The organism is Corallococcus terminator, assembly GCF_049194865.1.
Lineage (GTDB): Bacteria > Myxococcota > Myxococcia > Myxococcales > Myxococcaceae > Myxococcus > Myxococcus terminator_A.
On record NZ_JBLZWL010000116.1, the window covers coordinates 191,313 to 217,682 of the forward strand.

Annotated in this window: 26 protein-coding genes; 17 read left to right on the forward strand and 9 right to left on the reverse strand. The window is 68.4% G+C overall.

Going from position 1 to position 26,370, the window contains the following annotated elements; all coding sequences use genetic code 11:
• The first annotated feature begins 50 nt into the window (after positions 1-50).
• On the forward strand, positions 51-893 hold the full coding sequence (locus ACN469_RS35215; protein WP_498775303.1) for a dienelactone hydrolase family protein: 843 nt from the start codon (positions 51-53) through the stop codon (positions 891-893).
• A 239-nt stretch (positions 894-1,132) separates the two neighbouring features.
• Here ACN469_RS35215 and ACN469_RS35220 read toward each other — a convergent pair whose 3' ends face one another.
• A complete protein-coding gene (locus tag ACN469_RS35220) occupies positions 1,133-2,113 on the reverse strand; it encodes a hypothetical protein (protein WP_498775305.1) in 981 nt (326 codons plus the stop codon).
• 136 nt (positions 2,114-2,249) lie between these two features.
• Here ACN469_RS35220 and ACN469_RS35225 point away from each other — a divergent pair, with 136 nt between their 5' ends.
• The 8 genes from ACN469_RS35225 (at position 2,250) to ACN469_RS35260 (ending at position 9,093) form a co-directional block, all read left to right on the forward strand.
• A complete protein-coding gene (locus ACN469_RS35225; RefSeq protein ID WP_498775307.1) occupies positions 2,250-2,618 on the forward strand; it encodes an ArsR/SmtB family transcription factor in 369 nt (122 codons plus the stop codon).
• The gene (locus tag ACN469_RS35230; RefSeq protein WP_498775309.1) at positions 2,615-3,079 is read left to right on the forward strand and encodes an SRPBCC family protein; all 465 of its coding nucleotides are present in this window, start codon (positions 2,615-2,617) and stop codon (positions 3,077-3,079) included. The genes ACN469_RS35225 and ACN469_RS35230 overlap by 4 nt, the downstream gene beginning before the upstream one ends.
• Positions 3,080-3,095: 16 nt before the next feature.
• Positions 3,096-3,656, forward strand: coding sequence for an SMI1/KNR4 family protein (locus ACN469_RS35235; RefSeq protein WP_498775311.1), 561 nt, complete (start codon positions 3,096-3,098; stop codon positions 3,654-3,656).
• Between the two features lie 289 nt (positions 3,657-3,945).
• A complete protein-coding gene (locus ACN469_RS35240) occupies positions 3,946-5,061 on the forward strand; it encodes a fatty acid desaturase family protein (protein WP_498775313.1) in 1,116 nt (371 codons plus the stop codon).
• The gene (locus tag ACN469_RS35245) at positions 5,058-5,429 is read left to right on the forward strand and encodes a hypothetical protein (RefSeq protein WP_498775315.1); all 372 of its coding nucleotides are present in this window, start codon (positions 5,058-5,060) and stop codon (positions 5,427-5,429) included. The genes ACN469_RS35240 and ACN469_RS35245 overlap by 4 nt, the downstream gene beginning before the upstream one ends.
• 218 nt (positions 5,430-5,647) lie before the next feature.
• Positions 5,648-6,481, forward strand: coding sequence for a hypothetical protein (locus ACN469_RS35250; RefSeq protein ID WP_498775316.1), 834 nt, complete (start codon positions 5,648-5,650; stop codon positions 6,479-6,481).
• Positions 6,482-6,554: 73 nt separating this feature from the next.
• On the forward strand, positions 6,555-6,935 hold the full coding sequence (locus ACN469_RS35255) for a GFA family protein (protein ID WP_498775317.1): 381 nt from the start codon (positions 6,555-6,557) through the stop codon (positions 6,933-6,935).
• 16 nt (positions 6,936-6,951) lie between these two features.
• A complete protein-coding gene (locus tag ACN469_RS35260; protein WP_498775319.1) occupies positions 6,952-9,093 on the forward strand; it encodes a M28 family peptidase in 2,142 nt (713 codons plus the stop codon).
• Between the two features lie 14 nt (positions 9,094-9,107).
• Here the strand turns inward: ACN469_RS35260 and ACN469_RS35265 are convergent, their stop codons facing one another.
• Entirely contained in the window at positions 9,108-9,719 is a 612-nt protein-coding gene (locus tag ACN469_RS35265; RefSeq protein ID WP_498775321.1) for a hypothetical protein, read from the reverse strand.
• Between the two features lie 229 nt (positions 9,720-9,948).
• Here ACN469_RS35265 and ACN469_RS35270 point away from each other — a divergent pair, with 229 nt between their 5' ends.
• The 3 genes from ACN469_RS35270 to ACN469_RS35280 all read left to right on the forward strand — a co-directional run bounded on the left by ACN469_RS35270 (position 9,949) and on the right by ACN469_RS35280 (position 12,720).
• Complete coding sequence (locus ACN469_RS35270) at positions 9,949-11,790, forward strand: bifunctional metallophosphatase/5'-nucleotidase (RefSeq protein ID WP_498775323.1); 1,842 nt, start codon at positions 9,949-9,951, stop codon at positions 11,788-11,790.
• 360 nt (positions 11,791-12,150) lie between these two features.
• Positions 12,151-12,354: a cold-shock protein gene (locus ACN469_RS35275; RefSeq protein WP_141640366.1), complete on the forward strand. Its 204-nt coding sequence runs from the start codon at positions 12,151-12,153 to the stop codon at positions 12,352-12,354.
• Between the two features lie 114 nt (positions 12,355-12,468).
• A complete protein-coding gene (locus ACN469_RS35280) occupies positions 12,469-12,720 on the forward strand; it encodes a DoxX family membrane protein (RefSeq protein ID WP_498775325.1) in 252 nt (83 codons plus the stop codon).
• Here ACN469_RS35280 and ACN469_RS35285 read toward each other — a convergent pair whose 3' ends face one another.
• On the reverse strand, positions 12,721-13,932 hold the full coding sequence (locus ACN469_RS35285; protein ID WP_498775327.1) for an SGNH/GDSL hydrolase family protein: 1,212 nt from the start codon (positions 13,930-13,932) through the stop codon (positions 12,721-12,723).
• Between the two features lie 161 nt (positions 13,933-14,093).
• On the opposite strand from ACN469_RS35285, the gene ACN469_RS35290 reads away from it, so the two are divergent.
• Positions 14,094-16,424: an arylsulfatase gene (locus ACN469_RS35290; RefSeq protein WP_498775329.1), complete on the forward strand. Its 2,331-nt coding sequence runs from the start codon at positions 14,094-14,096 to the stop codon at positions 16,422-16,424.
• A 5-nt stretch (positions 16,425-16,429) separates the two neighbouring features.
• Here ACN469_RS35290 and ACN469_RS35295 read toward each other — a convergent pair whose 3' ends face one another.
• Both ACN469_RS35295 and ACN469_RS35300 read right to left on the reverse strand, forming a co-directional pair.
• A complete protein-coding gene (locus ACN469_RS35295; RefSeq protein WP_498775331.1) occupies positions 16,430-17,122 on the reverse strand; it encodes a RibD family protein in 693 nt (230 codons plus the stop codon).
• A 69-nt stretch (positions 17,123-17,191) separates the two neighbouring features.
• A complete protein-coding gene (locus ACN469_RS35300) occupies positions 17,192-18,181 on the reverse strand; it encodes an aldo/keto reductase (protein WP_498775333.1) in 990 nt (329 codons plus the stop codon).
• 314 nt (positions 18,182-18,495) lie between these two features.
• Here ACN469_RS35300 and ACN469_RS35305 point away from each other — a divergent pair, with 314 nt between their 5' ends.
• Entirely contained in the window at positions 18,496-18,972 is a 477-nt protein-coding gene (locus ACN469_RS35305) for a DUF2147 domain-containing protein (RefSeq protein ID WP_498775335.1), read from the forward strand.
• A gap of 85 nt (positions 18,973-19,057) precedes the next feature.
• On the opposite strand, the gene ACN469_RS35310 is transcribed toward ACN469_RS35305, so the two are convergent.
• Both ACN469_RS35310 and ACN469_RS35315 read right to left on the reverse strand, forming a co-directional pair.
• Positions 19,058-19,540, reverse strand: coding sequence for a (2Fe-2S)-binding protein (locus ACN469_RS35310; protein WP_498775337.1), 483 nt, complete (start codon positions 19,538-19,540; stop codon positions 19,058-19,060).
• A gap of 2 nt (positions 19,541-19,542) precedes the next feature.
• Complete coding sequence (locus tag ACN469_RS35315) at positions 19,543-21,705, reverse strand: xanthine dehydrogenase family protein molybdopterin-binding subunit (RefSeq protein WP_498775339.1); 2,163 nt, start codon at positions 21,703-21,705, stop codon at positions 19,543-19,545.
• Between the two features lie 298 nt (positions 21,706-22,003).
• On the opposite strand from ACN469_RS35315, the gene ACN469_RS35320 reads away from it, so the two are divergent.
• Positions 22,004-22,294: a hypothetical protein gene (locus ACN469_RS35320; RefSeq protein WP_498775341.1), complete on the forward strand. Its 291-nt coding sequence runs from the start codon at positions 22,004-22,006 to the stop codon at positions 22,292-22,294.
• Between the two features lie 73 nt (positions 22,295-22,367).
• Here ACN469_RS35320 and ACN469_RS35325 read toward each other — a convergent pair whose 3' ends face one another.
• Both ACN469_RS35325 and ACN469_RS35330 read right to left on the reverse strand, forming a co-directional pair.
• Positions 22,368-23,192 (reverse strand): NAD(P)H-dependent oxidoreductase, encoded by an 825-nt coding sequence (locus ACN469_RS35325; protein WP_498775343.1) that lies wholly within the window; start codon positions 23,190-23,192, stop codon positions 22,368-22,370.
• Entirely contained in the window at positions 23,189-24,217 is a 1,029-nt protein-coding gene (locus ACN469_RS35330; protein WP_498775345.1) for a zinc-dependent alcohol dehydrogenase family protein, read from the reverse strand. Before ACN469_RS35330 ends, ACN469_RS35325 begins: the two co-directional genes overlap by 4 nt.
• Before the next feature lie 74 nt (positions 24,218-24,291).
• On the opposite strand from ACN469_RS35330, the gene ACN469_RS35335 reads away from it, so the two are divergent.
• Positions 24,292-24,636, forward strand: a complete 345-nt coding sequence (locus ACN469_RS35335) for a winged helix-turn-helix transcriptional regulator (RefSeq protein WP_498775346.1) — start codon at positions 24,292-24,294, stop codon at positions 24,634-24,636.
• A 337-nt stretch (positions 24,637-24,973) separates the two neighbouring features.
• Entirely contained in the window at positions 24,974-26,344 is a 1,371-nt protein-coding gene (locus ACN469_RS35340) for a DOMON domain-containing protein (RefSeq protein WP_498775348.1), read from the forward strand.
• Positions 26,345-26,370: the final 26 nt, after the last annotated feature.

Sequence of the window (26,370 nt, forward strand, 5' to 3'; positions counted from 1 at the left end):
GGCCTCGGGTGGCCCGGTGGTCTCTTGCTGGCGAAAGGATGGGAACGCCCATGACGACCCGAGCCGTGCCGGCCGCGCGCAATCTCGAAGAGGACGATGCCCTGGAGGACTTTCAGCCCCGCGAAGTCACCCTGCGCGAGGAGACGCGGAAGGTCTACACGGCAGGGGAGGGCCCGGCGGTCATCGTGATGGCGGAGATGCCAGGAATCAGTCCGCGAGTCGCCCGCTTCGCCCGCTGGGTGCGGGACGCCGGCTTCACCGTGTGGATGCCGAGCCTGTTCGGTCGTGACGGCGGAGTGCCCACCGCGAAGGAGGGGAAGGCCATCTTCGAGCGCGCGTGCATCAGCAAGGAGTTCCGGGCGCTCGGAGCGAACCAGTCCAGTCCCATCACGGTGTGGTTGAGGGCGCTGGCCGCCCAGGCGCATGTGGAGTGCGGAGGCCCGGGAGTGGGCGCGGTGGGGATGTGCTTCACGGGCAACTTCGCGCTGTCGATGATGCTGGAGAAGGCGGTGTTGGCTCCGGTGCTGTCACAGCCGTCACTGCCGCTCGACGAGCCTGGGGGCGTGAACATCGCTCCGGAGGAACTGGAGCGCGTGCGGCAACGGCTGGTGGACGAAGACCTGACTGTCCTGGCCTATCGCTTCCAGGGCGATTCCTTCTGTCGCGCGGAGCGCTTCGCCGCCTATCAGCGCGCGCTCGGAGAACGTTTCCAGGCGAGAGTGCTCCCAGACAGCGCCGCGGGACCGAAGTCCGAGCGTCCCGACGACTTCTTCCGGTTCATCCCAACACCGCACAGCGTGCTGACCGTCCACTTCGTCGACGAGGAGCACGCGCCCACCGCCGCGGTGAGAGACGAAATCCTGGCGTTCCTCCGACGACGGCTCCTGGCGTAGCAAGCGCACGTCATCGCGAGGCGCACGCCACCCGTGCGAGGAGCGAAGCCCGCGTGCTCCTCGGGTGCCAGTCCTTCACGAGGCGGGAGTGCTCATTCCACGCCGCCAGGATGAGCGGGTTTGTTGAATCACCAGGCGGACTGGTGCGAGCGGAGCCGCCAGCCCGTGCGCTGGCGGGAGCGGTCTCCGCTCGCGCTACAGCGAGTCTCCCCGGAAACCTTCGGGCGACCTCGCTCACCTCACTTCGCCGGAGCAGGTGGTGGTGGTTTTTCGGCGACGACCGAGACCACGCCCTGCTCCTGCTGGAGCGTGTGCGTGCTGCCGATGGCGAAGCGCTGGAACTCCTCCAGCGTCTTCGGCGAGTACGTGACGGGAGCCTGTTCTTCGCCCTGGAGGACCACCGTGTAGCTCGTGCTGCGCGAGTTCCGCTCCTGTCCACCCCGGGGCAGGGGCTTGGGCGGACGCAGTTCCTCAGCGGACGGCCAGCGCGTCTCGAGCGTCTTCCCGTTCGCCTTCACGCTCCGGTCCTCTCTCCACTCCCACTCCTTCCACGAGAACCACGCTGCCTCACGGGGCACGCTCCGATAGCGCGGCTCCTTGCGCGAGCGCCGCTCGTCGACGTACTTCGGCTCCTTGTCTCGGTCGGTCTCCGTGGTGTAACCGGACTGCTTGCGCTCCGTGTAGTAGACGGTCTCGTAGCCAGCGCGCACCCGCTCGTCGTGGTGATGGCGCTGTCCCAGGGACTTCACCTGGAGGGCGTCCGAGGGGCGATCCTCGGTGAAGCCCTCGTGGTCCACCTGGTGGCGACGCTCCACCGTCACGGTGTGCTCCCAGGCGACCTCCTTGACCTGGAGGCGCCTTGTCCACTCGGGGACTCGCTTGAGCCCCCTATCGATGGGCCCCGACGTCTCCGGCCCGGTGCCCATCCTCCACATGGGGCAGCAGCACACGAAGAACACCACGATGGGGGTCAGGAGGATGCAACCGAGCCGGGACTTCTTCTTCGCTGTCGGAGCCGGGGGCGCGTCTTGTGTGGCGGGGCTCGGAGGGGGCGAGGCGCCGCAGTTCTTGCAGCCGCCGTCCAGGGCGCGCTGGTCGCTCTCGCAGTAGGCGCAGCGCCAGTGGGGATCGGCGGTAGCCATTCGCAGCAGCGCCGCGTCTGTCACCGTCACCGCCGAGGCCGTGTCCTCCGGCATCTCGTCAATATGCCGCTCCGACATTCGTGGTTTCACCTCTCGGGTGGGTACCGCGAGGCTGCCTTATAACATGGGCGACGCGGAAGCCGCGCTCAGGTCTGAACCATACACTGAAGCGACTGCTTGACCATTGTGGAATGGCCTGCCAATACTGAAGTAGATGCTTCAGCATTCCTCCCTGGACCAGGTCTTTCACGCGCTGGCGGACCCGACGCGGCGGGCGATGGTCGAACGTCTCGCCGCTGGCCCGGTGTCGGTCAGTGACCTGGCCGCGCCGTTTCCGGTGTCGCTGTCGGCCATCGGCCAGCATGTCAATCTGCTCGAATCGAGCGGGCTCGTTCGCACCACGAAGGTGGGGCGGGTGCGCACGGTGGAGCTGGCGCCGGACGTACTGGCCGCCGCCGAGCAGTGGTTCGCGAGTCACCGCTCGCGCTGGGAGCGTCGTCTGGACCGGCTCGGCTCGCTGCTCATGGAGCCGGACGAAGAACCCGCCCCCCCGCCGAAGTCACCTCGGAGAAAAAAGTCATGACCCCGCCCGTCATCCACAAGAGCTTCACCCTCGAGCGCACCTATCCCACGTCGCCGGCGCGGGTCTTCCTGGCCATGTCGGACCCGCGCAAGAAGCGCCGCTGGTTCGCGGAGGGCGAGGGGTTCATCGTCGACAGCTACTCGCTCGACTTCAAGGTGGGCGGCTTCGAGCGCACGCGCTTTCGCTTCGGTGACGGCCCGGAGATGACCAACGACTGTGTCTACCTGGACATCGTCGAGAACACGCGCCTGGTCTTCGCCTACTCCATGACGCTCGGTGGCGCGCCCATGTCGTCGTCCCTGGGCTCGATGGAGTTCATCCCGGTGCCCGCGGGGACGTTGCTGCGCCTCACCGAGCACACGGCCTTCGTCGATGGCAACGACGGCTCGGAAGGGCGCCGGGAGGGCACTCGCGAGCTGCTCGAGAGTCTGGCCAGGGAGCTCGACGCGCATCCCGAGTAGAGGCGCGCCGGAGCTCGTGGCGCGGCTGTCGGGTGCGCGGACCCAGGCGGTGGTCATCGAGGGCGCGCGGGCGACCCTCGCGGAGCTGGAGGCCACCGAGCGCGCGCTGGGGTTCTCACTCCCCCCGTCGTTCGCGGCGTTCCTGCTCGAAGTGGGCGCTGTCTCCTTCCTGAACCCGTGGCACGACGCCACCACCTCCGTCGGGTGGTTGGTCGCGGCGAGCGCCTCTCTCGAAGCCGACGTCGCCTTGAGCGCCGAGCGCTTCCTCCAAGCCACTGCGCGGGAGGGCATCACCTTGGACCCGAAGGCCCCGAGACACCTGTTGCACGTGTGTGAAGAGCAGGGCGGAGAGGCGGTCTTCGCGCTCTGCTCACGGCGAGACGCCGCTGGAGACGCGCCCGTGTTCCTGCGCCACCATGACGAGCCGGAGGCGCTGTACCACCCGTCCTCTGATTTCCGACAGTGGTTCGGCGAGCGTCTGGTCCGCCTGAGGGAGGAGCTCCAGACGCCACGACGGCCCCCTTCGCGGGGGCGGTCGTCGCTGGCCAACCTGGCGGACTACGTCGAGCGCGGCTGAAGGGCAGGGCGCCCCGGCGCGGAGATGCAGGGGAAGGTGGCAGCCCACAGAGGCCCACTGGGGGCGCGACGTTGGCTTCAAGGCTTCGCTGGGGAATCGAGGGGGCGTTTCTGTTCTGCGGCGGGCCCTGGCGCTGGGGCGGCGGGCCTGCGTGCTTCGTGGGGGGTGCGAGGCCGGAACAGTTCGTGGGGTCGATGTGTTACATGGACCTTCGGTACCAGGCAGGCGATGGCCGCGGCGGGCTCCTCCCAGCGCGACTCCAGACTCCACCGATGGTGCCCCTGGCGGCGTGGTGAAGGGCGGGTGGACGTTGTCGCACGCGACGAAGGCGAAGTTTCTCGAGTCGGGGCCCTTTCTCCAGGACTTACAGGCGCGGGTGGAGCTCTACCTGGGAGCAAGCGGGCGTTCGCCCCGTGACCTGCCCTGGATGTACGCGAAGACGGTGGTCATCCTGGCGTGGTTCGCGGCCTCCTACGCGTGGCTCGTCTTCGGTGCCACGGGCCCCTGGGGCGTGGTCGCCGGGTGCCTGTCGCTGGGGCTGGCCATCGCGGGCGTGGGGTTCAGCGTCCAGCATGACGCCAACCACGGAAGTTATTCCGCGCATCGCGGCATCAATCAGTTTCTGGGCGGAACGCTCGACGCCATCGGCGGCTCCTCCTACGTGTGGGGCTGGAAGCACAACATCTTTCATCACAGCCATACGAACGTGGTCGGCCTGGACGAGGACATCGACATCCAGCCGTTCTGCCGGTTGGCGCCGGGGCAGAAGCTGAGGGCGGGGCATCGCTTCCAGTACACCTATATCTGGCTGCTCTACGGGCTGCTGACCCTCAAGTGGCACTTCGTGGACGACCTCAAGGACTTGTTCAACGGGCGCGTGGGGCGGCAGAAGATGCCGCGCCCCAACCGGCGGAAGCTGGCGGGCGCCGTGGGTGGCAAGCTCCTGTTCTATGGCTGGTCCCTCGTGGTGCCGAGCTTCTTCCACCCGCTCTGGCAGGTCGCGCTGTGCCATGTGTTCACCTCGTTCGTGCTCGGGCTGACGCTGGCCACGGTGTTCCAGATGGCCCACTGCGTGGAGGAAGCGGACTTCTCCCTGCCGCCGGAGGGCGGGGCCACCTTTCCTCGCGACTGGGCCACGCACCAGGTCTCGTCGACGGTGGACTTCGCGCGGGGCAACCCGCTGGTGAGCTGGTATCTGGGAGGGCTGAACTTTCAGGTGGAGCACCACCTCTTCCCCAGGGTGTGTCACCTGCACTACCCGGCGCTCTCTCGCATCGTCGAGGAGACATGCCGGGAGCACGGCATCCGCTACCGTGCGAACGAGAGCGTCGGTGCGGCATTGAAGAGCCACGTGCGGTGGCTCAAGCGGATGGGGCAGCCTGTTGCCATCGAGGGCGCGGTATGAATGACGAGACAGAGAAGGTGCGGTACGGGCGGGCGCAGAAGTTCAGGCTTTCACCCAAGGGCACGGAAGCCGTGGCGGCGTATACCGTCATGATTGAAGCGGCGAAGTCCGGCAGTGGCCGAGCCCAGTTCGACGCGGCCCGCGCCACCTGGGGTGCGTCGCTCGGGCTCGCCGCGGAGGACGGGCTCTTTCTGGTGGAGTTCGAGGCCGGCGGGAGGACCGTCTCCGAGGCGACGCAGAGCCTGGAGGGCTGTGACATCTCCGCGAAGGTCGTGAAGGAGGCCGTCGACCGGCTGTTGAAGTGCGGCATGCTGGAGCCGCTGCCCGCACCTCCGCCGAAGGCCGCTCCACCCCGTCGCTACTGGTAGGCGGGGCGGGGGGCCGTCAACCAGAGGCCCCCTGCATGCGGGGTGGATGAAGGAGTCGCGCCAGCCCATGCGGGCGCGTCTTGCGGGCTGAGGTCGTGACCCGCAACCTGTCTTGGATTGTTGGGGACCCCTCTCTTCCTGGCGTTGTTTGCATTGTGATTGCCATCAGGAAGCTGCGTGGTGATGTTTGGCATCCCATCGCGAAGGAGGGGATGTCCATGCAGAATCTTCTGGAGCTCATTGGTGAGGCCGCGCCGTATGTGCGGGCGTACGACGTGGTCGCCGACAATGGCGTCGTCCACGCCAGGTTCAAGCCGGAGCAGGAGCGTTACGCCGAGACGACGTTGATGAGCTGTTCCGAGGCGCTGCGCTCCATGGGCATCCATGGCACGCTGGTGTGCGCCGCGGCCAATCCTCGCAAGGTCAAGCACTACTATCTGGCCACCCGGGCGGAGGTGCGGGTGCTCCCGGTCCAGGCCTCCCATGCGGACGTCTTCCATTGTGAGGGGCGGTTGGTCCGGATGGACTCGTCACAGCGGTTTCCCGTCTACACGGCGGCCATGACGGGCTTCACGAGCGGCGGCGAGCGGTACGTGGACGCGGAGGCGGACTACGTGGCCTTTGATGAGCAGCAGTTCGTGTCGGTCAAGGGCGCGGATGACACCCCGATGGCCGCGTGGACTTCCGGGCGGCCCAGTCCGTACGAGCGCCCTGTGTCGCCGATGCGGATGGAGTGGGTTCGGCCCGGGGAGGCCCTGCGCGCCACCCTGGGCGAGCTGCGCCACGAGGACTTCGCGGGCCACTTCCCCCTGCGGGCCCTGTGTCCCGTGTCCATCCTGGGCGGACACGCGTGCACGTTGCCGTGCCACTTCCCTGGCTTCGAGGCGTATCAAATCACCCGGTGCTTGCTCACCTGCAGGTCCGCGTCGCGGCCGGGAGAGCCCGTGGACCTGACGTGCGTCGCGGAAGGGGCGGGCCGCTTCGTGGTCACCGCCCTCGATGCGCGCGGGAAGGTCCTGTCCACCTTCTACATCGATGCAAGACCGGGGTGAGTCCCGGCGGAGCTTCGCCTATCCTCGGGCGAAGCTCGGCTCGCCATGACGACGCCGACGAAAGGGGCACGTCATGCACAGAGGATCCTGCCTTTGCGGCGCCATCCGGTTCGAGGTGACGGGCGACCTGCCGCCACCCGATGCCTGTCATTGCACCCAATGCCGCAAGCAATCAGGGCACTTCTGGGCGTCCACCGACGTCCCCCGCGCCGCGGTGACCCTCCACGGCGCCGACAAGGTCACCTGGTTCCGCTCCTCCGAGAAGGTGCGGCGGGGGTTCTGCTCCACCTGCGGGTCGGTGCTCTTCTGGGACCCCATCCACAGGGACTTCATGGGCATCGCGATGGGTGCCTTCGACGCGCCCACCGACACCCGGCTCGCCAAGCACATCTTCGTGGCCAGCAAGGGTGACTACTACGAGCTGGTGGACGGGCTGCCCCAGAACGCGCGATAGGGCCCTCGAGCCCCCCATGCGCCTCTTCCCGCACCCCTTCGCCGCTCTCGTCGTCCTCGCCACGCTCAGCGCCGCCGCCCAGGTGCCCTCGTCTCCGGTGGGGCCCGTGTCGCCCACCACCGGGCTGGTGCTGCGCGACGACGTGGTGCGCGCCCTCATTCACGAGAGCTCCGGTGACCGCATCCACGATGGGGTGCAGCGGCTGGCCCTGCTCGCTCGCGACAACCTGGGGGGCTACACCGAGGCCGCCGTGTGGACGAAGGCCGCCGCCGAAGCCGTGGGGCTGAAGGACGTGCGCCTGGAGCCGATGAAGGAAGGCCCCCAGTGGCGCGTCACCCGGGGCGAGCTGTGGGTGGCCGGTCCTCACCGCTACAGGGTCACCTCCCATGCGGACCTGCCCATGTCGCTCGCGGTGAAGAGCGGCAGCTTCGAGGGCGCCGACCTGGAGCTGGTCGACGTGGGCACCGGCACCCAGGATGCGGAGTACGCGGGCAAGGACCTGAAGGGCAAGGTGGCGCTCACGCGCGGCCATCCCACCGCCACCCTGCGCAGGGCGGTGGCGAAGCTCGGCGCGGTGGGGGTCGTCTCCTCCTACTCGACGCCGCCCTGGAACATGCCCCACCGCCTGGACGGAGACTTTCCGGACCAGGTGGGCTGGGCCATCGTCCCGCCGGGGCTGGTGCCCGAGGGCCGGCCGGCGCCGTTCTTGTTCATGGTCTCGGACCGTCAGGGCCGCGAGCTGCGCGCCCAGCTGCTGACGGGCCCGGTGAAGGTGGACGTGAACGTCGCCACCGAGCTGTACCCGGGGCACTACAGTATCGTCAGTGGAGTCATCCCCGGCACGCGCGCGGGCGAGGAGGTCGTCCTCACCGCGCACCTGGACCACTACAAGCCCGGCGCGGATGACAACGCCTCCGGCGCGGCCACGTTGCTGGAGCTGGTGCGCACGTACACCACGCTCATCCGCCAGGGCGTGCTGCCTCCTCCCGTGCGCACCGTGCGCGTGCTGTGGCTGCCGGAGTTCGAGGGCACCCGGGAGTGGTTCTCCCTCCACGGCGCCGACCCCGTTCGGCGGGTGGCCCACTTCAACTTCGACATGCTCGGCGCGAGCCTGTCGCGCGCCCACTCGCGCTTCCTGGTGTCCTATACGCCGGACTGGAATGGCAGCTTCGTGAACGCCGTGTCGGAGTCCACCGTGGCCTTCATGAACCGCTTCAACGGGGTGACGTATCCGCCCCGGAAGGACTTCCGCATCGGCTCGGTCACCGGCTCGAGGGACCCATTGGATGCGCACCTGGACCGGTACAGCCGGGGCTCGGACCACCAGCTCTTCAACGACCACGGCATCCCGGGCGTGGCCTTCTCCACCTGGCCCGACGACAGCTACCACACCAGCGCGGACCGGCCGGAGCTCGTGGACCCCACGCAGCTCCACCGCGCCGCCTTCGCGGGACTGGCCTCCATCACCGTCGCGGCCTGGGCGGAAGGGCCGGGTGCCCTGGACCTGGCGCGACTGGTGGCGGTGCACGGCGTGCGGCGCGTGGCGGAGGACGAGTTCAGGGCCCGGAGGGATATGGCGGCGGCTCCCGCCACCGGTGTCTCCTCCACGCACCGGCTGGCCCGCGCAGTGGTGCGCGCCGCCTACCAGCGAGAGCGCGACGCCCTCCGCTCCTGTGTGCCGCTGGGCGCGCCGGCCAAGGCCGTGAAGGCCATGACCCAGGCGCTGGAGACGGCGGAGGCCCAGGCCATGGAGCGACTCGACGCGGACGGCAAGGCGCGCGGAGTGTCCCTGAAAGAGCCCGCGCCCACCGAGGCGGAGCGCCGTGCCCGCGCCTTCGTCCCTCGCCGCGTGAAGGGACAGGAGCTGGCGTCCTTCGACGAGCTGGTGGGACAGGCAGCCCCCGAGGACCAGCCTCGCGTGGCCACCGTGCAGGCCGCGCTGCGCGAGGCGACCTCCGCCATGCGAGAGCGCGGCGAGGGCGAGCTGCGCTTCTACCAACTGCCGGATGCACTCGCGAGCTACGCCGATGGCAGGCGCTCCGTGGCGGACATCCGCGACGCGGCCTATGCCGAGTACGGCCACGTCTTCCCCGTGGAGGCCCTGCTGGACCTCTTCGGGCTGCTGGAGCGGGGCGGCATCATGACGAGCGCCCGCTGAGCCTTCGGGGCGGCCTACAGGGAGAGGCGCTTGCTGGTGAAGGTCATCCCCGGCATGCCAACCTCCTGGAGCCACTTGGGCGGGGGCTCGGCGATGAGCGCGGCGGCCATCGTCTCGAGCCACTGCGTGAAGGACTCGAAGTCCGGCTTCGCATCCGCCGGATTCAGCCAGGCCCCGGTCGCGAGCACCTTGGCGCGAGGCTGGTCCTGATGGTGGTAGTAGATGGGGTACTCGCCATTCGCGCCGGGCGCGCTCACGTCGAAGCACCACACGGCCTCGCCATCCGCCTCCGCGAAGCCGACCAGATGGTTGGTGGAGAGGTCGACGCCCTCGTCGATGGTCACTCCCTCTGGCAGGTGGACCAGGTCCTCGTTCGCTCCGCCGAGCGCGTCCGCGTCATAGAGGCTGAACCCCAGCTCCCGTCCCGCCGCCGCGACGTGCCGCGTGGCCGCGCGCAAGCCCGCGCTCAGGGCTTCGCGATAGCTGGGAGGAGGGGCCCATTCAATGGCGCCGAAGTGAGGCGTGACTGTCTCCACCAGCGACTCAGGCTCGACCGGAGCCCCGGTCTTCACCTTCACGGACTTCGCCTGGCGCAGCGCTTCGATAATCGCGGGGACGTGTTTCATTCGCGCGGAAGCTACGCGCGACCTGGATGGAAACCAACCACGACGGGATACCCAAGGAGCTTCGTCCGGCAATGCTGCTCGCGCGAGTGCAGTGTCGGAAACTTCGCGTCGTGCTGGAGTCGAATTCCTTGCAGCCTGACAGATGGGTGGGAGACGTCAGAGGGAGCCGCTAGGGTCGCTCGCGCTGGGTGTTTCGCCCCGGCTTTTACCCTTCAGTAGAGGTCTCCTGATGCGTTTGACTGTCCTGCGGCGCGCGCTGCGCACCGCCTCCTGTTGTCTCGTGGGTGCCTGCTCGCTGCTGACCGCGTGTGATTCCAACGACAGCCCGCCCCCCACTCCGCGAGACACCTCGCCGCGCACGCTGACGCTGCTGCAGACGAGCGACCTGCACACCAACATCTTCCCGTGGGACTACTTCACCGGGAAGCCCGACGCGAAGCGCGGCGTCGCCAAGGTGGCCACGCTCATCAAGCAGGCGCGGGAGAAGAACCCGGACTGCACGCTGCTCGTCGACACCGGCGACACCATCCAGGGCACGCCGCTCGGCACCTACTATGCCCTCGTGGACAACACGCCCCGGCACCCCATGGCCGCCGCGATGAGCGAGCTGGGCTATGCGGCCATGGCCGTGGGCAACCACGAGTTCAACTACGGCCTCGACGTGCTCAACAAGTTCAAGAGCGAGGTCAACTTCCCCCTGCTCGGCGCCAACGTGCGCAACAGCGTGGATGGCTCCGAGGCCTTCACGCCGTACGTGCTCACCAAGGTGTGCGACGTGACGGTCGGCATCCTCGGCCTGGTGACGCCCGGCGTGGCGACGTGGGAGCGCGCGGAGAACATCCCCGGCCTGCGCTTCGACAACCCGCTGGAGACGGCGAAGGCCTATGTGCCGAAGATGAAGGCGGCCGGCGCGGATGTGGTGGTGGTGGCCATCCACGGCGGCCCGGACCGGCAGCCCGTCGGCAGCGCGAGCAACCCCGACTCGTGGCTCGCCGACTACGCGGATGACTCGAAGTGGGCGGACCGGGGCAACCTGCCGCACGAGAACGAGGCCGTGCAGATTGCCCAGGGCGTGGCCGACGTGGACGTGCTCCTCACCGGACACACCCACCAGCCCATCCCGAAGATGCTGCTCAAGAACCCCGCGGGCCGCGAGGTCCTCCTCACCCAGCCCAACCGCTGGGGCAGTCACCTGGCGGACGTCCAACTCCAGGTCGCCTGGAACGGAGAGCGGTGGGTAGTGGACGCCCACGACGCCCGGCTCCACGTCGTGGACGACCAGGTGGCGGCGGATGCCGCCGTCACGCAGGCGACCCAGCGCTACCACGACACCACGGTCGCCTATGTGAACCAGAAGATCGGCACCACCACCGCGGCCTTCCCAGGCGGCTTCGCCGGGCGCTACGTGGACAGCCCGCTGGGGGACCTCATCAACACCGTCCAGGAGGAGGCCGCGCGCGAGGCCGGCTTCAACGTGGACCTGTCCCTGGCCGCGCTCTTCACCAACGATGGCGCGCTGCCGGCCGGTGACGTCACCCTGCGCGACGCCTACAGCATCTACATCTACGACAACACGCTGTACGTGATGGAGATCAACGGCTCCATCCTCCGGCGCGCGCTGGAGCTGAACACCCTCTACTTCGCCACGCTGGATGCGAACAACCTGCCCGCCAGGCCCGAGGGCGCCAAGGCCACCTCGCCCGTGGTCGCCGACTACAACTGGGACCTCTACTCGCGCATCGACTACGGCTACGACCTCACGAAGCCCGCCGGCTCCCGGCTCACGCACCTGCGCTTCCAGGGCGCGGAGGTCACCGACGACCAGGTCTTCATCGTCGCCATCAACAACTACCGGGCCGGTGGCGGAGGCGGGTACTCCATGTTCAAGGAGGGCCGCGTGCTGTGGACCTCCGCGGACGGCGTGCGCGACTACGTCGCTCGCTACCTCCAGTCCCACCAGGGCCTGGCGCCGGGGGCGGTGAACACCTGCAACTTCTCGCTCGTCCCGGACCTCTACACCCCGTACTACGCGGCCTCGCTCGGCGCCGCGAAGTGTGCACCCGTGAACTGAAGGCCGGGACTTCACGCCGGGCCACCGGGGGCGGGCGCTGGCGGCCCTGCACGCTCGCTCCCTCAGTGGGTTCCAGGGCAGCCGACCTCCCGCGCCGCGAAAACACGCTGCGCGTACGAGTAATCCCTGGCTGGCGGTGCTATCGGACCGTAGGGAATAGAAAGCCCCGTTGATACTGGAATCATTGTCCTACGGCGTCATACGGTCCTGGCGGGTTCGGGGCGCAAAGTGCGACGGATCTCGTGCGTGGGGGTGGACATCTTCCAAGCCGGATGCTTAGGCTGTGCCGTCTTGTAGGGTTGATACTCTGTGGGGCCGGACGGCGACTCTCCCTGTCCGCGATGAAAGAAGAACAAGGCAATGGCAACCGGTACCGTGAAGTGGTTCAACGATGCGAAGGGCTTCGGCTTCATCACCCAGGACGGCGGGGGCGAGGACCTGTTCTGCCACCACACGTCCATCCAGGCGGACGGCTTCCGCTCCCTGGCCGAAGGCCAGAAGGTGGAGTTCGATGTCGCCCGGGGCCCCAAGGGCCTGCAGGCTCAGAACGTTCGCCCGATCTAAGCCCATCGTCATCCTGACGACTTCGTGATTCACCCAGAAGGTCCGATCCATCAAGGGTCGGGCCTTCTGCATTTTCAGGGTCCGTGCCCTGGCTGGCAGGAGCTCCCCCGCGAGGTGGAGGAAGCCCGCCTGGCTCCGGCCCCGGTGCCGGGTCCCTCGCTAGGGACCGCCAGTAAGCTCGCCAGCCTGTTTCCTCCTCCGCCCCCGTCGACGCGGGCCAGCCTGGGGCTGCTGCTGCTCCGCCTCGTCGTCGGCGTCGCCTTCATGGAGCACGGCTGGTCGAAGATTCAGGACCCGTTCAACTGGATGGGGGCCAGGACCTCCACGCCGGGAACCTTCCAGGCACTGGCGGCCCGGGGCCGGTGACTAAGGTCGCACGACTGCCTCGATGAACTGGCGCAGCTCCTCCGCCATCTTGAGGTGCGTGGCGGCGGATGGGTGCCAGTCCTCGCCGACCCCGTCGAGCTCGGGCGCCTGCTCGGCCATCTCATGGCGATACACCCGGACATCGCCCTGCCGCTGTCGCTCGGTGACGAGCTCGGTGAGCCATTGCCCGACATGGACCGATGACGGCTCGCCCGTCCCTTCGGCTTCCTTGTGGCCGTCCGTCATGCTGCCCAGCGTGCAGATGATGTGGGCTTGGGGGTGCAGCGTCCGGAGGCGCTGGAGGAACGCGCGGTACGCCGACTTGAACGCGGCTTCGTCCGGAAGGTACCGAGGCGTGCCGTAGCCGGCGAACGTGTCGTTGGTGCCGGCGTTGACGACAATCACGTCGGGCGACTCGCGGGAGAAGTCCCAGGGCACGGCATGGTCCGGGACGGCCAGCTCGTAGAGGGCCGGAATCAATCCAGCGGTGGATGCATCCAGGTTGCGATAGACGCCTCGGCCCGAATAGCAGACGAGGATGGGCTCCGCGTCCAGCGCCATGGCCGTGAGCCAGCCATAGCTTCGTCGGGGATTCTGGTTCGCGGAGGTGAAGGTCGGCGCACTCCAGGGCGGTGTCTGGGGGATGACGGAGACCTCGCTGCCGTAGCCACAGGTGATGGAGTCTCCGATGAACTCCATCAACGGCTTCGTGCGCGCGGGCGGCTCCCTCAACTCGCCATGGACCTCCAGCGCCACCAGCTCGCTGGAGCCCACCGAGGACTCGGTGCGCTTGACGAGCTCCACCGTGTGCGGCCCCAGGGGCAGGCCGGTGGCGAGCACATACGTGGGCTGGTGCCGGTACACGGCGAGTGGCTGGGGCGCCGCGCCGTCAATCGAGACATCGAAGTAGTTGGTCCCCACCTCGCCGCCCAGGCCCGCGTCGTGCAATCGCATCCGCAGGGCGTCTCCCCAGAAGCTCGCGCGAACCGTCACCCCGGGATGGGAGAAGACGACGCCGGTGGCGGAGCGGTACGTCCGCCCGGTGTAGTGCACCCGGGCGTCCGTGGCCGGAACGCTCACCCACGTCAGGGAGGGGGTGGGCACGGGCGTGGGCGTCCCGCAGGCGGCCACCGTCAGGCCGACGCCGAGGACCAGGCCCAGCAGGCCAGGGGGCCGCCGGGCCGCGCTTCCAGGGGAGACAGGCGGGCTCATCCACATGCCCGCCATTCGTACCACGGAGCAGGGAAGCCGGGCTGGGGCGAGCAGGCTCGCGGTGGAGCACGCTTGTTGCCGCCCCTGCTCCCTGGTCACAGCCTCTCCTCCAGGGACTGACGTCCGTGGCAGCGGCTTCGACGTCTCGCGAGGGCCCTCTCATGACTTCCAGGAAACACAAGTCACGCAATCCCGACCGGACGCTCCTGCCTCCGCCGACGCAGCCCGCCTTCGGTGGGAAGGTGGGGGAGACCTACCAGGACTCCGTGCCTGACTGGACGCCCGCGCTGCCACTGGCCGCGCCGGAGGGCGCGCCGAACGTGCTCATCATCCTCCTGGATGACGTGGGCTTCGGTCAGCTCGGTTGTTACGGCGGCCCCATCGACACGCCGAACCTCGACAAGCTCGCGAGCACCGGGCTTCGGTACAACAACTTCCACACGACGGCGCTCTGCTCTCCGTCGCGCGCGGCATTGCTCACCGGCCGCAACCACCACTCCGTGGGGCTCGCCGCCATCACCGAGGCGGCCACGGGGTTTCCTGGCAGCTATGGCTCCATTCCGAAGAGCGCCGCCACGGTGGCGGAGGTGCTGAAGCAGAATGGCTACAACACGATGGCCCTGGGGAAATGGCACCTCACCCCGTACACCGCGTACACCGCCGCCGGGCCGTTCGACCGCTGGCCGGTGGCCATGGGCTTCGAGAAGTTCTACGGCTTCCTCGGAGGCGAGACGGACCAGTGGGCGCCCTTGCTGGTGCAGGACAACCAGTTCATCGATGCGCCCACTCGCCCGGGATATCACCTGACCGAGGACCTGGTGGACCGGACCATCACCTACCTCCGGGACCAGCAGCAGGCGAACACGGGCCGTCCCTTCTTCACCTACCTCGCGCTCGGGGCCTGCCACGCCCCGCTCCATGCGCCCAAGGAGTTCATCGACAAGTACCGCGGCCGGTTCGCGCAGGGCTGGGACAAGGTCCGCGAGGAGGTGCTCGCGCGGCAGAAGGCGCTGGGCATCCTCCCCGCGAGCGCGAAGCTGACCCCGAGAGACCCCTCCGTCCCCGCATGGACCGCCTTGAGCGAGGCGCAGCGGACGGTGTACTGCCGGCTGCAGGAGGCCTTCGCGGGGATGCTCGACCATGCCGACCACCACATCGGTCGGCTGCTCGCGGCGCTCGACGAGCTGTCGCTGCGTGACAACACACTCATCCTGGTGGCCTCCGACAACGGGGCGTCACAAGAGGGACTTCAGGACGGTGTCACCAACACCGACCGCTTCCGCAACTTCACGCCCGAGAGCGTCGAGGAGATGTCCCTGCTCCTGGACCAGATTGGCGGTCCTCGGACGGACCCGCTGTATCCCATGGGCTGGTCCCTGGCCGGAAACGCCCCCTTCAAGAAGTGGAAGCAGGACACGCACATGGGGGGCAACACGGATGCCCTCATCGTCTCCTGGCCCGCGAGGATTCGGGAGGGTGGGGCGATTCGCAATCAGTATCACCACATCATCGATGTCGTGCCGACGCTGCTCGAGGTGAGCGGTCTGCCGGAGCCCATGTCTGTCAATGGCGTCAAGCAGATGCCCGTGCAGGGGGTGAGCTTCGCCTACACGTTCGAGGACGCCAAGGCGAAGACTCGCAAGCAGGTGCAGTACTACGAGATGCTGGGCAGTCGCGCCCTCTGGGCCGACGGCTGGACGGCCGTGGCCTGGCACAAGAAGGGCACGTCCTGGGCGGAGGACCGCTGGGAGCTGTATCACACCGACGTCGACACGACGGAGTACGAGGACCTGGCCGCGAAGCACCCCGAGAAGCTCCGGCAATTGATTGCAATGTGGGAGGTCGAGGCCAGCAAGTACCACGTCAGGCCGCTCGACGACCGGCGCTATGAGCGCGCGGCGGACCCGGGGCGCCCTGTCGCGGCCCTGCCCCGGGAGCGCTACACGTTCTACTCGGGCACCTCGAACCTGCACCCGCTGGCGGGGCCCGCGCTGCTGGGCAGGCCTCACACCATCACCGCCCACGCCTCCATCCCGGACACTGGCGCCGAAGGCGTGCTGGCGTGTGCGGGCGGGGAGTTCGGTGGGTGGAGCCTGTTCCTCCAGGAAGGCCGGCTCCACTACGTCCACAACTACCTCAAGATGGAGGAGTACCTCGTGTCGTCGGCCCGGGTGGTTGCTCCCGGTCCGCACCGGCTGAGCGCGCGGTTCACCCCGACGGGCAAGAGCCTCAAGCCGGACTTCTTCACCGGCGATGTGCTCCTGCTGGTGGACGATGAGCCGGTGGGCGAGCTGAAGGGCCTCAAGACAGGCGCGATGTACAGCGCCATGACGGGCTACGGCTTGCTCATCGGGCGCAACACGGGCACGGCGGTGAGCCCCCGGTACGAGGTGCCGTTCTCTTTCACGGGACGCCTGGAGAAGGTCGTGGTGGACGTGAAGGGAGAACGCGACGCGGAGGGGGAGCTGCGGCTCGCGTTCTCCCAGGAGTGAGCAGGTCAGCGCTTCGGCTTGTAGCGCAGCCAGACCAGGTCTCCCGCGCGCTGCTCCAGGGAGACCAGCTTGAGGTGGCGGACGGGGCCCTTGCCCTTGCTCGCATCGAAGAGCGAGGGAGTGCCGATGGAGCCATCCGCGATGGGCGCGACGAGCACGCTCAGCTCGTCGATGAGGTCCGCGGCCAGGAAGGAGCCGTTGATCTTCCCGCCGCCCTCCAGGAGCAGCTTCTTGATGCCGAACTCCTCGCGGAGCTTCTCCAGCACCCGTCGGAGGTTCAGCTTCGCCTTGCCGCCAAACAAGTAGGAGATGCCCCGGGCCTGAAGGAAGGCCAGGTAGTCATCGGAGACCTGCTCGGTGAGGACGGCAATCACATGCTCCTCATCGATGGAGCCGGACTTCCAGGTGAGCTTGCCAGACGGGTCCAGCGCGATGGCGTAGGACCCGGCATCGCGTCGCGCGATGAAGTCCTTCCTGGGAATCGGCGGTGCCCCCTTGCGTGAAGGAACCCGCGCCTTCCCGGCGTAGGGCTCCATCGAAATCCTGCCAATCATCCACGCCTCCGCGTCGAACGTCTCGGCCGTGCGCTCGTACTCGGCCAGCGTCCGTGGGGAGAGCTTCCAGTCCTTGGTGACGATGCGCCCGTCGACAGATGGGACCATGTGGCAAATCACATACGGACGTTTCGCTTCACGCATCAACGGTGTCCTCGGGAAGGTGGCGGTCGGCAGGGTAGCGTGATTCCAGCGAGGCTGGCGGCGCGTGGCTCAACGTCCCGTCGTCTTCTCCAGCGTGTCGGGGTAGCGGGCGCCCTGCACGGTGATTTTCGACGCCGTGTCGGTGAGCTCCTGGAGGTCCTGCGTCGTCAGCACCAGCTCGGCCGCGCCCAGGTTCTCGCTCAGCCGGTGCGGCTTGGTGGTGCCGGGGATGGGGACGATCCACGGCTTCTGTGCGAGCAGCCACGCGAGGGCAATCTGCGCGGGCGTCGCTTTCTTCCTGGCGGCGACCTTGTTGAGCAGGTCGACCATGGCCTGATTCGCCTTGCGCGCCTCGGCGGTGAAGCGCGGGACGATGTTGCGGAAGTCGTCCTGGGCGAACGAGGTCGTCTCGTCGATCTTCCCGGTCAGGAAGCCCTTGCCCAGCGGGCTGAAGGGCACGAAGCCGATGCCCAGCTCCTCGAGCGTCGGCAGCAGCTCCTCCTCGGGCTTCCTCCACCAGAGCGAGTACTCGCTCTGCAGCGCCGTCACCGGCTGGACTGCGTGCGCGCGACGCACGGTCTGCACGCCCGCCTCGGAGAGCCCGAAGTGCTTCACCTTGCCCTCGCGAATCAGGTCCTTCACCGCGCCCGCGACGTCCTCGATGGGCACGTTCGGGTCCACGCGGTGCTGGTAGAAGAGGTCGATGGCCTCGACCTTGAGCCGCTTGAGCGACGCCTCGGCGACCTGCTTGATGTGCTCGGGCCGGCTGTTCATTCCGGCCTGCTTTCCGTTCGCATCGAGCTCGAACCCGAACTTGGTGGCGATGGCCACCTGCTTGCGAAATGGCGCCAGGGCCTCGCCCACGAGCTCCTCGTTCGTGTACGGGCCGTAGACCTCGGCGGTGTCGAAGAACGTGACGCCCTTCTCGACGGCCGCGCGGATGAGCGCGATGCCTTGCTCCCGGTCCACCGCGGGGCCGTAGCCGAAGCTCATGCCCATGCACCCGAGGCCCAGGGCCGAGACCTCCAGGTCGCTCTTTCCAAGTCTGCGCTTCTGCATGGCTCTTCCTTCCTGGGTTGATGTCACCCACTAGAAGTAAGGCTCGCCCTCCTCTCGGGACCAGGGCCCGTGGGTCCATGGGCTTGTAAGCCCTGCTTGAAGATGGGCGAGGGCACCGCGTGGGCCTCGAACCGGGTGGGCCTACCCTGAGAGTGCGGGTGGGCCGTGCATGCCGCGGGGCGGCACATTCGAGCACCTCACAGATTTCCAGGAGGGGCTGCCTGCCGGCACAGCGGTGGAGTACAAACGGCCTGATGGGACGCTTGAGCGCAAGCCCCCTCTGATGTGAGCCCCGCGCAGAAGGACCTCAAGACATGAACGCAACCCGATGGTTCGGACTCGCTTCCCTGACCCTGATGATTGCCTCGAGCGCCCTGGCCGAGGACAAGGCCCCCGCCGCCGCCGAGGCGAACGCCGCCGTCGGACGGTGGACGACCATCGATGACGAGACCAAGAAGCCCAAGTCGGTCATCGTCATCTCCGAGGAGAACGGCAAGCTCGTCGGCAAAATCGAGAAGCTCTTCCGCGACCCCAAGGAAGAGCAGAACCCGGTCTGTGACAAGTGCCAGGGCACGCTGAAGGACCAGCCCATCATCGGGATGACCATCCTGCGCGACCTGAAGAAGGACGACGACGAGTGGAACGGTGGCACCATCCTCGACCCGGCGAACGGCAAGACCTACAAGTGCAAGATCGCCGTCGAGGACGGTGGCAAGAAGCTGAAGGTCCGCGGCTACGTCGGCATGTCGCTGCTCGGCCGCACCCAGCACTGGGTCCGCGCCACGGAGTAGCTCGTCGCCTCGTGTGCCCGGGTGGACTCCCCGTTGACAGAGGGGAGTCCACGCCACGAGGCGCGCGAGTCAGCGGTTTCCGTGGTCACCCACCGACGCCCGCTCCACTTCGCAGCAGCAGGGCCGCGCGTTTGATGGCGGCGCGGATGCGGACATAGGTGCCGCAGCGGCAGACGTTCTCACTCATGGCGGCGTCGATGTCCGCGTCGGTCGGGTGGGCGTTCTTCCGCAGCAGCGCCACGGCGGCCATGATCTGCCCCGGCTGGCAGAAGCCACACTGGGCCACGTCCTCGTCAATCCAGGCTTGCTGCACGGGGTGCAGTCCCTGGGCGCCCAGTCCCTCGATGGTCATCACCTCGTGGCCGGAGAGGTTGCCCACGGGGTGGATGCAGGGGCGGAAGGCCTCGCCGTCCAGGTGGCTGGTGCACGCGCCGCACACGCCCACGCCGCAGCCGTACTTGGGGCCCCTGACGCCCAGCACGTCGCGGAGGACCCACAGCAGGGGCAGGTCCGAGGGCGTCTCCACCGTCACCGTCTGACCATTGAGGATGAATTGATGGGCCAGCATGGTCAGACTCCCTCGTCGAGGATGGGGAAGCGGGTGGGCATCGTGCCGGTGGCGCGGGCAATCGCGTTGGCCAGGGCCGCCGCGGCGCTGGGATAGCCGAGCTCTCCCACGCCGCCCACGCGGTCATCCGAGCGGACCAGATGCACCTGGATGTCGGAGGGGACGTGCTTCATCCGCAGCCAGCGGTAGTCCGCGAAGCTGCCCTCGCGCACCGCGCCCGAGTCGATGTGGAGCCCCGCGCTCAACGTGGTGGACATCGCGTCCACCGCGGCGCCCTGGAGCTGGGCTTCGATGCCCTTGGGGTTGATGGGCAGTCCGACGTCCGCTGCGATGACCACGCGCAGCACCCGGGGCGTCCCGCTGGTGACGTCCACCTCGATGAGGTGCGCGATGGCGCTCTCCCACTCCTCGAGCACCGCGACGCCCTGGGCGACCCCGGGCGGCAGGGCTCGGCCCCACTGACCCACCGATACGACCTTGTCCAGGACCGCCTTGAGCCTGCTGTTGGAGGAGAGCCGTGAGCGACGCAGGGCCACCGGGTCGACCTGGAGCTCGCGGGCGAGCTGGTCGACGAAGACCTCGTTGGCCACGCCCACCTGGCTGGTGAACACCGAGCGGAAGGAGGCGGTGGGAATCGGGATGGGGACTTCGCGCAGCTCGTGGCTCGCGAGGCCGAACCGGTAGGGGATGCGCTGGGAGAGGGCGAAGAACACGGCGCTCGTCGCGTCGGGGAGGGCCTCTCCGAGCAGCGCGGTGAGGACATCACCAAAGCCGTGAGGAAGCTCCACGGTGGGAATGGCGGCGCGGTGGTGCCAGCCGAGGATGCTTCCTCCCAGGCCCAGGTGCGCGAGGATGCGGTGGTGGCTGGCGGGCCGGAAGTGGCCGTGGCGCATGTCGTCGTTGCGGCTCCACATCAGCTTCACCGGCCGACCGAGGGCGCGTGAGACGAGCGCGGCTTCCACGGCGGCCTGATTGAAGAACCTGCGGCCGAAGCCGCCACCGGCCCGGGTGACATGCACCGTGACTCGCTGGGGCGTGAGGTCCCAGCCGAGCGCCCTGGCGACCTCGCGCTGTGCGTACTTGGGGTCCTGTGCCCCCAGCCAGACCTCGGCGCGCGTGCCCTGCACCTGGGCCAGACAGCTCTGTGTCTCCATGGGCGCGTGCGCGAGGTAGGGGAAGTCGAAGCGTCCTTCCACGGTCCGCGTCGTCAGCAGCGGGGGCAGGGGACGGGGGCCTATCGCATCACGCAGGCGGGAGCGGATGTCGACGTCGGACAGCGTGCTGGCCGGGCCTGGAGTCCAGGAGACCTGGAGGGCGTCACGCGCCGCGAACGCCTGCGCGAAGGTCTGCGCCACCACCGCCACGCCCGAGGCCAGGGGCACCACGCCGACCACGCCCGGCATCGTCCGGGCCACGCTGTCGCTGAAGGACTGGACCGTACCGCGCAGCGTGGGAGGTCGCGCCACCACCGTGGGCAGCGCCCCGGGCAGGTCCAGGTCCAGGGCGTAGCGCGCCGCACCGGTGACGATGTCCAGCGCGTCGATACGACCCGTGGGCCGACCGACGACGGTGTACTGGCTCTCCGGCTTGGGTTGCGAGGAGACCAGGGGCAGCAGCACGCGCGCGGCATCCTCCGCCAGCTCGCCGTAGCCGAGCCGCCGGCCGTCGGGAGCGCGCACCTCGCCCTGGGCGGTGGTGAGCGTGGGGGCGAGCACCCGCCAGCGGAGCGACGCGGCGGTGACGAGCCGCGCGCGGGCTGCCGCTGCGGCGGAGCGAAGCGGGCCCGTCAGATAGCGCATCGTCGAGGACAGCCCGGTGAGCTGGATGAGAAAGCGCGGGTCCGCGTCGGCGCTGCGCACGTCGACCGCGTCGAGCGCCACGTCCAGCTCCTCCGCGACGAGCATGGCCACGGCCGTGGTGATGCCCTGGCCCATCTCGGTGCGAGGCAGCGTGGTGACGACCCGCCCATCGAGCTGGAGGGCGATGTAGAGACTGAGCGGAGTCTCCGCCGCCGTCACCGGCACTTCCGCCGCGTCCGCCGCAGGTACGTCGAGCCCCAACCGCGCGGCAATCATCAGCGTCGGAGAGGCCACCACCCAGGTCAGGAACCCGCGCCGTCCCAACCCGCCAGGAGCCGCCGTGTCCGATTCGAGCGCATCTGCCATGGCCAAAGCATGACACACGCAGAGGACGTGTCCCAAGCGGTCCCGGCTCCACCTTCATGGGCTGACAGGCACTGCCGTTCGAACGGCGACACCTGTCTGGAGTCTCTTGGCGGAGGTGTCGGGCGCGCGATGCAATCGCTCAGGTTGGATTCGGTTTCAGGGGATGATTGTCAAACGGTGGGCGGTGATACATCGGGTGTATTTTTCCATGGATGGGAGCCTGCGCTACCTGGACGCCGGACACAGGGGCTTGCTAGGGTTGCATTTGTCATATCGATACTTTTTCAAGGAGCACACGATGATGCTGTCCCGTTGGGTTGTGGGGCTGTCCGCGCTGTTGGCCTGCGCTTGCGGTGGACCGCCCCCCGAGCAGTCGTCGGAGGGTGAAGCCGCCGCCGACGTGAGCACGGTGGAGCAGCACGCGGAGCCGCCCGGTGGTGGGACGCGCTATGGCGAGCACCGGACCTATTACACCAGCGCGGCCAAGACGACCTGGGCGGGCGCGTGGCACTACGACTGTGAGGGGTACATCACGCAGTCGGGCCAGGTGACGGCGTACTACACCGACATCCGGTTCATCTGCTCGTAGTCCCTTGGCCAACGCGTGGGAGCGCATGAGCGCGCTCCACGCGGGGGTCCGCTCAACCTGGCCACCACCCTCCTCAGCGTCGGTCCAGGGCTGGCTCCGATGACAGCGGGACGAGCTCTCCTGGCGCGTGCACGTGGATGCGCGTGCCCGAGGCTCCCTGGCCGAGGCCGGGCTTCAGCACCTGCTGGCCATCGTAGTGACCACCATTCTGCCTGCGGAACGCAATGGGCGCGTCCGTGAACAAGCCGTCCAGCCGTGCCTTGAACGCCTCCGCGACCGGGTGCCACTCCTCGGATTGCAGGCGGTCGACCTGATACGCGGTGAAGGGCGGCAGCACCTCCATGCCGGGATAGAAGAGCACCCCGTGCTGGATGGGGAAGAGGAGGTCGTCCAAGGCTCCGTTGACGCCACGCTCGGAGTAGTGCGGCGCGCGTCCGCCCATGGTGACGGACAGCATGGCGCGGCGGCCCGCCAGCGTGCCCTCTCCATAGCGGTCGCCCCAGCGCTCGCCGTCATGCACCCCCACGCCATAGGCGAAGCCGGCGGCGAAGACGCGGTCGACCCAGCCCTTCATGATGGCGGGCATCGAGAACCACCACAGCGGGAACTGGAAGATGACGGCCTGGGCCCAGCGCAGCTTCTCCTGCTCGGCCACGATGTCCGGACTCTGCGAGCCGTCGGCGAAGGCACCCTTCGAGGCCAGTCGATACGTCAGCTTCTCTCCCGCCTGGTGGTGGAGGAAGTCGCCGCCATCGGCCGTTGCCTTCCAGTCCATGGCGTAGAGGTCGGAGACGCGCACCGCATGGCCCCGCGCGGTGAGGTGGCTCACGGCGAGGTCCTTCAGTGCGCCATTGAGCGAGCGTGGCTCCGGGTGGGCATAGACAATCAGGACGTTCATGGGGCGCTCCTGGTGGCGGTGGTCACGACGACCTTGCCCAGGTGCTGTCCGCTCGCGAGGTGCTCCCAGGCGGCGCGCGCCTCGTCGAAGGGGAACACGCGGTCGATGACGGGCCGGATGCCGGTGCGCTCCAGCGCCGCGACGAAGCGCTCGAACATCGACACCGAACCCAAGTAGACGCCGTGCACCGTTTGCCGCCGGTGGAAGACCGAGTGCAGGTTCACCTCGCCGCGCCCACCGGTGAGCACGCCGAGCATGCTCATCGAGCCGCCGTAGCGCAGCGCCTGGGAAGACTGGTCGAAGGTGGCCTGGCCTCCGACGTCGACCACGAGGTCCACGCCGTGCCCTCCGGTGAGCGCCTTCGCCCGCTCGCCCCACTTCGCATCGGCCCGGTAGTCGATGACCTCCTCGGCGCCGAGCTCGCGCAGCCGCGCCGCCTTGTCCGCGCTGCTCGACGTCATCAGCACGCGCGCACCCGAGGCCTTCGCCAGCTGCAACGCGAACACCGAGACGCCGCCCGAGCCCTGGAGCAGCACCGTCTCACCCGGCCTGAGCGAGGTGACCTCGAACAGCGCCTGCCACGCCGTCAGCCCGGCGCACGGGAGCGTCGCCGCTTCTTCGAACGAGTACCCTGCGGGCATTCGCACCCAGCTGTGCTCGGGCAGCACCACCTCTTCGCGGAGCATGCCGTCCGCCCCCGAGCCGCCGAGCGCGCTGGCGTGGTGCGCGTCGCTCAGCTCCCCGTCGACCCAGTGGGGGAAGAAGTTGGCCATCACCCGGTCGCCCACCTTCCAACGCGTGACGCCCGCGCCGACCTCGATGACCTCGCCCGCGCCATCGGAGACGGGCACGCGCGGTGCCTGGAGGCTCTTCTCCGCGCCCTTCGCGATGAGCACGTCGCGATAGTTGAGCGACACCGCGCCCACGCGCACCTTCACGTCCCGCTCGCCCACGCCCGGTGAAGGACGCTCGGCCTTCGCGAGTGCATCGAATCCCGGCCTCGGCCGCAGTTCCCATGTCTTCATGGTGCAGACGTACGATTCAGGTTATTTCTTCGCAAGTACGCACAAGTTTGGTGAGTACGCACAAAAAGGGAACCATGGCCCGGAAACGTGACGACGACTCGAAGACGAACTGCGCCGTGGAAGCGTCCCTCGGGGTCATCGGTGGACGGTGGAAGGGTGTGGTGCTGTACTGGCTGCTCAAGGGGACTCACCGCTTCGGTGAGCTGCGCAAGCGGTTGCCGAACTGCAGCCAGCGCATGCTCACGTTGCAGCTGCGAGAGCTCGAAGAGGACGGGCTGGTGAAGCGCACCGTCTATGCCGAGGTGCCGCCGCGCGTGGAGTATGAGCTGACCGCCTTCGGCCGCTCCCTCGAACCGGTGCTGATGGGGCTGCGGGAGTGGGGGGAGAAGTACAAGCGCCGATTGCTGCGCGTGGCGTGAGGACGCCGTGAGGCCCGCGCTGAGTCCCACGCACCACACGGCGTGGCCCGGGGACCGCGTCTGGCCGCCCCTGGGGCCCTGGCTCCCGGATTCGTGCTCGGCATCCTCCATGCAATGGTGGGGCGGGCACGACAGAGGAACGATGAACGACCCGACCCCCGCATCCCGACGAACGAACGAAGCTCCACGCGGCCGCGGTCCATGCTCCCTGGGCGTACTGCTCCTGGCCTCCTGTCTGGGATTGGACTCCCTGGCCCAGGCACGACCGGACGACGTCGGGCCGCTTCCCGAGGGAAAAGTCCTGGTCGAGGGCAGCCTGGACGCGGGGCCAGACCTGATGGGTTCGGCCAGTCGCGTGGCGTGCGAGGGCCGCTTCTGTCTGTGGAGAATCGTCGAGGAGCTCGGTCCCTGCGCGGCCTATCGGTGCTCGAACGAGTGGATGTATCTCACGGACCGCTCGGGCCGGACGCTGGGGGCGACTCTCTCGCTCGCCAGGACGGGAGAGGTGTCCCTGCGGTTTCTCGACCCGACCCACGTCGAACTCTTGTTCTGGGATGATGCGCAGCGGATGTTTCCACCCGTCATCGACAACGGCGTGGACTCGACGCGCGCGGAGCGCTCCCTCCTGGAGGTGTCACAGGATGGGAAGAAGTTCACGTCTGTCGCTTCCCCTGGCCGGGAGGGGACGCAGCCCGTCGCGCCGACGGAGGGACCGAAGGTCGCCCTCCCGAAGCCACTCCCCAGAATGCCTGTCGGCAAGAAGCTCCTCGCTCGCGCCCGGGCGCTGTGCCCCTCGGAGGAGCCGCTCCATCCCCGTGACTACGTCTGCCGGGACGGGACGTGTCTGCTCGTCCTTGCCCAGGAAGAGGAGGCCCGTGAGGCGGAATCATCCATCAACCCGCCGTTCTGCTTCCTGCAGGTGACGGGAGGCAACCTCCGCCCCGTCGCCATCTCCACGGACGCGACCCTCGTCGCCATCAGGCCCTTCGAGTACGTGTTCTCCGCCGGTCTGGGTCCCTACGGTTCGTATGAGGAGGTGGAGGCGATCTCCCGCCTCCATCCAGGACGCATGAGCTTCGTCGACACGACGGGCCTGCATGTCCAAGGGGCCAGCCGTTATCCCGTGCGGGAGGCGAAGACCGTCGAGGCCGCGCGAGGCATCGCCCCCACGGTCCATGCCTCGACGCCGGTCCACATCCCCTGGGGACAGAAGACCTGGCGGGACAGCGATGACCTGTCGCTCGCATGGCAGTTGTTCCGGGTGGGGAAGACGCTGCGGCTGCATGTCGAGGTGCTCGACGACCAGGTCGTTCCCCTGGGCGAGGCGGCCGGCATCCACTCGGACCACCTGGAGCTGAGCGTGGCGGCCCATGATGCCCATGGCAATGCGTCCGAGCCGCGCAAGCTGGGCATCCTGCTCGCGGCGGACGGGAAGGTGGAGACGCGGCGGTGGACGAAGTCGGAGGACCTGCCTACCGCCTCCGCCCATGGCACCTGGCAGCGCACCGAGCGGGGCTACACGGTGGACCTCACCCTGCCGGTCGAGGTGTCGGAGGGGCAGGAGTCCCCGCGCACCGCGCACGTCTCAGTGATGGTCTCCGACGCGGACGCTCGGAAGCGCCAGGAGACGTTGATGGGGCACTCGGGCACGCTTCACTTCTGGAAGGAATACCCTCCGACCATCGACGAGTACCGGACGCACCCGTGAGCGCCGCTTGTGCGGCCGCATGCGGG